At 69.3% G+C, this 1,507-nt stretch carries 1 protein-coding gene; it reads left to right on the top strand.

Annotated features, from left to right (window positions below):
* Positions 1-261 precede the first annotated feature (261 nt).
* On the top strand, positions 262-1,470 hold the full coding sequence (locus IH09_RS36095; RefSeq protein ID WP_052861974.1) for an IS110 family RNA-guided transposase: 1,209 nt from the start codon (positions 262-264) through the stop codon (positions 1,468-1,470).
* Positions 1,471-1,507: the final 37 nt, after the last annotated feature.

Raw genomic sequence — 1,507 nt, 5'->3', positions numbered from 1 at the left:
CCCCGTTATGTTTTTCGCGGTCCTGCAAGAGGGCCGCTGGCCTCCGGGCCTGGCATGACTTTTGCCCCCTGTCGAACGGATGACCTGGGGGGTGGTGTCACCAGGCCCGAGGGTGCCGTCGGAGACGCTGATGAGAGGTCCGACCACCGCCTGGCCGGGCGCAATGCCCGGTCGTTCGCGGGCGGCAGGTCTGCATAACGTGGATGCGCGAGAACGGCCCCGACGCCCAGGCCAGCACCGTTTCGAGCAAGTGGGGGCACCGTGATCGACACCAGCAGCGTGGGCGTCTTCCTCGGCCTGGACGTCGGTAAGAGCACGCACCACGGCCACGGGCTGACCCCGGCCGGCAAGAAGGTCTTCGACAAGTCCCTGCCCAACAGCGAGCCGAAGCTGCGGGCCGTCTTCGAGAAACTGGCAGCGAAGTTCGGCACCGTCCTCGTCGTCGTGGACCAGCCCGCCTCCATCGGCGCCCTCCCGCTGACCGTCGCCCGCGACGCGGGCTGCCAGGTCGTCTACCTGCCCGGCCTTGCGATGCGGCGGATCGCCGACCTCTACCCGGGCGAGGCGAAGACCGACGCGAAGGACGCCGCGGTGATCGCGGACGCCGCCCGCACCATGCCGCACACTCTGCGCTCGCTGGAGCTGACCGACAAGATCACCGCCGAGCTGACCGTGCTGACCGGCTTCGACCAGGACCTCGCCGCCGAGGCCACCCGCACCTCCAACCGGATACGCGGCCTGCTCACCCAGTTCCACCCCAGCCTGGAACGCGTCCTCGGGCCCCGCCTGGACCACCAGGCCGTCACCTGGCTGCTGGAACGCTACGGATCCCCAGCCGCCCTGCACAAAGCCGGCCGCCGCAGACTCGTCGAACTGATCCGCCCGAACGCCCCGCGCATGGCCACCCGGCTCATCGACGACGTCTTCGACGCGCTCGACGAACAGACCGTCGTCGTTCCGGGCACCGGCACCCTCGACATCGTGATCCCGTCTCTGGCCCGCTCGCTCGCGGCCGTCCACGAACAACGACGGGCCCTTCAAGCCCAGATCAACGAACTGCTGGAGGCCCACCCTCTTTCCCAGGTCCTGACGTCACTGCCCGGCGTCGGCGTCAGGACCGCCGCAGTTCTCCTGGTCACCGTCGGGGACGGCACCAGCTTCCCCACCGCCGCCCACCTCGCCTCCTACGCCGGCCTCGCCCCGACCACGAAGCAGTCGGGCACCTCCATCCACGGCGAACACGCGCCCAGAGGCGGCAACCGGCAGCTCAAACGCGCAATGTTCCTGTCCGCGTTCGCCGCCCTGCACGACCCCGCCTCCCGCACCTACTACGACCGCTGCCGAGCCCGGGGCAAAACCCACACACAGGCCCTCCTCCGCCTCGCCCGGCAGCGCATCAGCGTCCTGTTCGCCATGCTCCGCGACGGAACCTTCTACGAACCCCGAACCCCCGAAGCAGCCACCACATGACCAACTCGGGCTTGACGAAAAACATAGAGGCACCCCC

This window comes from Streptomyces celluloflavus (genome assembly GCA_000720995.1).
Taxonomy (GTDB): domain Bacteria; phylum Actinomycetota; class Actinomycetes; order Streptomycetales; family Streptomycetaceae; genus Streptomyces; species Streptomyces celluloflavus.
This window is presented reverse-complemented; position numbering and strand designations above follow the sequence as displayed.